Origin of the sequence: Actinophytocola sp., assembly GCF_045807065.1 — a bacterium.
Classification (GTDB): Bacteria; Actinomycetota; Actinomycetes; order Mycobacteriales; family Pseudonocardiaceae; genus Actinophytocola.
The window spans coordinates 1-4,570 of record NZ_JBJMIE010000604.1 but is presented as its reverse complement, the minus strand read 5'-3'; the positions used below and the strand labels follow the sequence as shown (position 1 = coordinate 4,570).

4 protein-coding genes and 1 pseudogene are annotated in these 4,570 nt (G+C 70.1%); 1 reads left to right on the top strand and 4 read right to left on the bottom strand.

Features of this window, described 5'->3' with window-relative positions; all coding sequences use genetic code 11:
• Nucleotides 1–969: citrate/2-methylcitrate synthase (locus tag ACJ73U_RS35320; protein ID WP_407782103.1), on the bottom strand; the 969-nt coding region annotated here is incomplete at its 3' end.
• Nucleotides 970–1,062: 93 nt separating this feature from the next.
• Nucleotides 1,063–1,995, bottom strand: a complete 933-nt coding sequence (locus ACJ73U_RS35315; protein ID WP_407782102.1) for a carbohydrate kinase family protein — start codon at nt 1,993–1,995, stop codon at nt 1,063–1,065.
• A gap of 78 nt (nt 1,996–2,073) precedes the next feature.
• Here ACJ73U_RS35315 and ACJ73U_RS35310 point away from each other — a divergent pair, with 78 nt between their 5' ends.
• Entirely contained in the window at nt 2,074–3,219 is a 1,146-nt protein-coding gene (locus tag ACJ73U_RS35310; RefSeq protein ID WP_407782101.1) for an acyl-CoA dehydrogenase family protein, read from the top strand.
• A 39-nt stretch (nt 3,220–3,258) separates the two neighbouring features.
• Here ACJ73U_RS35310 and ACJ73U_RS35305 read toward each other — a convergent pair whose 3' ends face one another.
• Nucleotides 3,259–4,452 carry an ABC transporter permease gene (locus ACJ73U_RS35305; protein WP_407782100.1) on the bottom strand — a complete coding sequence of 398 codons (1,194 nt, stop codon included), beginning with the start codon at nt 4,450–4,452 and terminating at the stop codon, nt 3,259–3,261.
• Nucleotides 4,452–4,570 (bottom strand): annotated as a pseudogene (locus ACJ73U_RS35300) (ABC transporter ATP-binding protein); the annotation flags it as partial. The gene ACJ73U_RS35305 and the pseudogene ACJ73U_RS35300, both read right to left, overlap by 1 nt.

Sequence of the window (4,570 nt, the reverse complement as noted above, 5' to 3'; positions counted from 1 at the left end):
CGGGTCGTAGTTCTTGTAGACCCGGTGGCCGAAGCCCATCAGCTTCACGCCCTTTTCCTTGTTCTTCACCCGCTTGACGAAGCTGTCGATGTCGCCGCCGTCGTCGCGGATGCTCTCCAGCATGTTCAGCACCGCGCTGTTCGCGCCGCCGTGCAGCGGGCCGAACAACGCGTTGATGCCGGCCGAGATGCTGGCGAACAGGTTGGCCTCGGACGAGCCGACGAGCCGGACCGTCGACGTCGAGCAGTTCTGCTCGTGGTCGGCGTGCAGGATGAACAGCAGGTCCAGCGCGCGGGCGAGGTCCGGGTCGACCTCGTACGGCTCGGCGGGGAACCCGAACGTCATGCGCAGGAAGTTCTCCACCAGCCCGAGCGAGTTGTCCGGGTACAGGAACGGCTGCCCCACCGACTTCTTGTACGCGTACGCGGCGATCGTCGGCAGCTTGGCCAGCAACCTGATCGTGGAGATCTCGACGTGCTCGGGGTCGAACGGGCGCTGGCTGTCCTGGTAGAAGGTCGACAGGGCGGACACCGCCGACGACAGCACCGGCATCGGGTGCGCGTCGCGCGGGAAGCCGTCGAAGAAGCGCTTCAGGTCCTCGTGCAGCAGCGTGTGCCGGCTGATCTTCGACGTGAAGTCGTCCAGCTGCGCGGGCGTGGGCAGCTCGCCGTAGATCAGCAGATAGCTGACCTCGATGAACGTGGACTTCTCCGCCAGTTGCTCGATCGGGTAACCGCGGTACCGCAGGATGCCGTTGTCGCCGTCGATGAAGCAGATCGCCGACGAGCACGACGCGGTGTTGACGAACCCCGGATCGAGCGTGACGAGCCCGGTGGTCGAAAGCAGCTTGCTGACGTTGATCCCGTCAGCGCCCTCCGAGGCGTGGGCGACGGTCATCTCGTAGTCGCCGCCTGGATAGCGCAGGGCGACGGATTCCGTCGCGCCATTGTTGTTCTGCCCGTCAGGCATGCGTGGTCCCTCTCAACAAAATCGTCTTGTGTTCTTAACGCTAGTGCGGACGGCGCTTGAGCGGTAAGGGCAAAGGGTGTGGGCCACCGCACTTTACGGCTGAACAACCAGCTCAGCAGCGTAAGGTGGCTCGGCTCCGGCCCGCGAAACAGTCACCGCAGCCGCGCGCGCGGCGAAATCGAGTGCTTTACGCCACTCTTCCGCGTCCACCGCCCGTAGCGCGTCCGGTGTCGAGACGCCCGAGGTGTGCAGCCAGTGCAGCAACGCTCCGTGCACGGTGTCACCCGCACCGATGGTGTCGACCACCGTGGTGGGCGGTGTGGGCACCGCCACCTGGTCGCCGGCCGCGGTGTGCACGACGATCCCGTCCGCGCCCCTGGTCAGGACGACCGCGGCCGGGCCCTGCTCGAGCCAGCCCTTGACCGCCTGGTGCGGGTCGCCGTCGGCCAGCCACGCCGCGTCCTCGATGGACAGCTTCAACAGGCCGATGTCCGGCAGCCACGACGCGAACCGCTCGCGGTAGGCCGGCGTCACCAGCGCCGGGCGGATGTTCGGGTCGAGGACGACCAGCCCGTTCCCGGCGGCGTGGTCGCGGAGCAGCTGCTCGTAGTGGGAGGCGCCCGGTTCGAGGGCGAGTGAGAGCGTGCCGAGCGAGACGATCGTGACGTCCTCGGGCAGCGGCCCGGGGTGACGCACTTCACGATCGGCCGTGCCCTGGACGTAGAACGAGTAGCGCGCCGAGCCGTCCGGCCCGATGCCGGCGATCGCCAGCGTGGTCGGCTCCGGTCCACGCTGGACCATGCCGGTGTCCACGCCGGACAGTTGGAGTCGCTGGACCAGCGCCTCCCCAAAGCTGTCCGTCGACAGCCGGGACAGGAACCGGACGGGCCCGCCGAGCCTGCCGACCGTGATCGCGACGTTGTAGGGCCCACCGCCGGGCAGCGGCCGGAGCGCCCCGAGCTCACCGGCCCGCGTTCCCGGAGCCGGCACAAGATCGACGAGGGCCTCACCGCCGACAAGGATCATTTCGTTTCCTCTCCTACCCAACAGTAGGACGCCATACTATTTGGCGTTGGACTCACAAGGTCTTGCGAAGGGGACGGCATGCCTGCCGAACGTCTGCTGCCGAGCGTCGAGGCCGAGGACCTCGTCAAGCTGGCCAGGGAGATAGCACGGGACGAGCTGACGCCGATCGCGTCGTCGTACGAGGAGGAGCACCGGTTCCCGAGGGAGCAGTTCCGGCTGCTGGGGCGCAGCGGCCTGCTCGGGTTGCCGTACCCGGAGCAGTGGGGCGGCGGCGGGTTGCCGTACGAGGTGTACCTGCAGGTGCTCGAGGAGATCGCGACGGCGTGGCTGTCGGTCGGCGTGGGGATGTCGGTGCACGTGATGTCGTGCTTCGCGCTGACCGCGCACGGTGACGACGCGCAACGGGAGCGCTGGCTGCCCGACATGCTGGGCGGCGAGCTGCTGGGCGCGTACGCCCTGTCGGAGCCGCAGGCCGGCTCCGACGCGGCGGCCCTGACGTGTCGCGCGGTCCTCACAGGTGACAAGTATGTGGTCAACGGCGTGAAGGCGTGGATAACCCACGGCGGCGAGGCCGACTTCTACACGACCATGGTCCGCACCTCACCGGACGGCGGCCGGGGCGTCTCGTGCCTGCTGGTCGACGCGTCGACGCCGGGTCTGTCGGCGGCGCCCCCGGAACGCAAGATGGGCCTGACGGCGTCGACGACCACCCAGATGATCTTCGAGGACGCCCTCGTGCCCGCCGACCGCCTCCTGGGCGCACCGGGCGAGGGCCTGCACATCGCGTTGGCGTCCCTGAACTCGGGCCGGCTGGGAATCGCGGCCTGCGCCGTCGGCCTGGCGCAGGCGGCCCTGGACGAGGCGGTGGCCTACGCGCGGGGCCGGTCCCAGTTCGGCCGGCCGATCATGGAGTTCCAGGGCGTGGAGTTCCTGCTGGCGGACATGGCCGCGGCGGTGGAGTCGGCCAGGGCGACGTACCTGGAGGCGGCTCGCCGGCGCGACCGGGGCCTCCCCTTCACCCGGCAGGCATCCATCGCGAAACTCATCGCCACGGACGCGGCGATGAAGGTGACGACGGACGCGGTCCAGGTCCTCGGCGGGGCGGGCTACACGCGCGACTTCCCGGTGGAGCGCTACATGCGAGAGGCGAAGGTGCCCCAGATCTTCGAGGGCACGAACCAGATCCAACGCATGGTCATAGCCCGTGAACTGCGAAAAGCCTGACCCCATCGGCGGGACCAGCGCCGAGGCGGCCGACCAGGCTCAGGACGCGCGCCCGAGGGCCTGGCGGAGGGTGAGGCGGGCGTCCCTGCGGAGCAACGAGTTCTGGTAGATCCTGGCGCCGACCCGGCTCACCAGCACGATCGTGGCCGCGGTCAGGGTCAGGGCCAGGACTACCTGCCACAGGGGAGCCGCCGCCAGTGCGAGTCTGCCGGGCATCAGGATCGGGGACAGGGGCGGGATCAGCGACAGCACGGTCGTGGCCGTGCCCGTCGGGTCCCTGGACAGGACCGCGAAGCCCAGTACGAACGCCAGCACCAGCACCGCGGTCACCGGCATCAGGACCGACTGCACGTCCTCCTGCCGGGAGGCCAGGGCCGCCACCGCCGCGAACACCATGGCGTACAACAGGAAGCCCAGCACGTACCACAGCAGGCCCCACGCCAGGGCCGCCACCGCCGCCCCGAACGACGGCAGCACCGCGACCGCCGCCCCCACCACCAGGCCCACCACGCCGACCACGGCCAACTGCACCAGGCCGACCAGCCCCAACCCGAGGACCCGGCCCGCCAGCAGCTGCCGCGGGCGCACGGCGGCCAGCAGGAACTCCACCACCCCGCTGGACTTCTCCTCCACCACGCCCTGCGCCACCAGCGACCCGTACAGCAGCAGCGCCAGGTAGAGCAGGGCCACGAGCACGAGGGCCATCGGCAGCCGCTCGCTCAGCGAGTTGTCCACAGGGGACAGTGCGCGCACGGCAACGTGCGCCTCGGACACCGTGCGCAGGATGCCGTTCACGTCCAGGCCCGCGGAGTCCTCCAGTGCCGCGAGCTGGCCGCGTAGCACCTGCTGCCGCACGAGTCCATTGAGGACACCGCGCAGCTCGTCGTCCAGGCTCTGGTTCACCAGTACGGTCAGTGCGGCGGGGGCGCCGCTGACCAGCGCGTCCAGTGAGCCGTCGGCGACCTGGTCACGTCCGGCGGCCAGGTCGGTCACCTCGACGGTCCGCACCGCGCGGCCGACCTGCCGGGCCTCCGTCACCAGCTGGTCCGCCACCGCGATCGCCTGGCCCGCCACGCCGATCGTGTCCCGGCGGTCGCCGTCGAACACCGTGCTCCGCATCAGCACGAAACCCGCCAGCACGAGCGCCGAGACGACCGTGGCGATGACGAAGGACCTCGTGCGCAGGCGAGCGTCCAGCTCGCGGCGGCCCACCAGCCAGATGCCCCGGCCCATCAGGCGCCCACCACATCGCGAAACAGGTCCGCCAGGCCGCGCCGCACCCGGCTGAACTCCAGCACCGGTCCCGTGGCCAGTGCGGCCGCCAGCACCGCCTGGTCGTCGGCGCCGTCCG

Coding starts and splice junctions, on each gene's coding strand:
- ACJ73U_RS35315 (WP_407782102.1), bottom strand. CDS start 1,995: ATGATCCTTGTCGGCGGTGAGGCCCTCGTCGATCTTGTGCCGGCTCCG.
- ACJ73U_RS35310 (WP_407782101.1), top strand. CDS start 2,074: ATGCCTGCCGAACGTCTGCTGCCGAGCGTCGAGGCCGAGGACCTCGTC.
- ACJ73U_RS35305 (WP_407782100.1), bottom strand. CDS start 4,452: ATGGGCCGGGGCATCTGGCTGGTGGGCCGCCGCGAGCTGGACGCTCGC.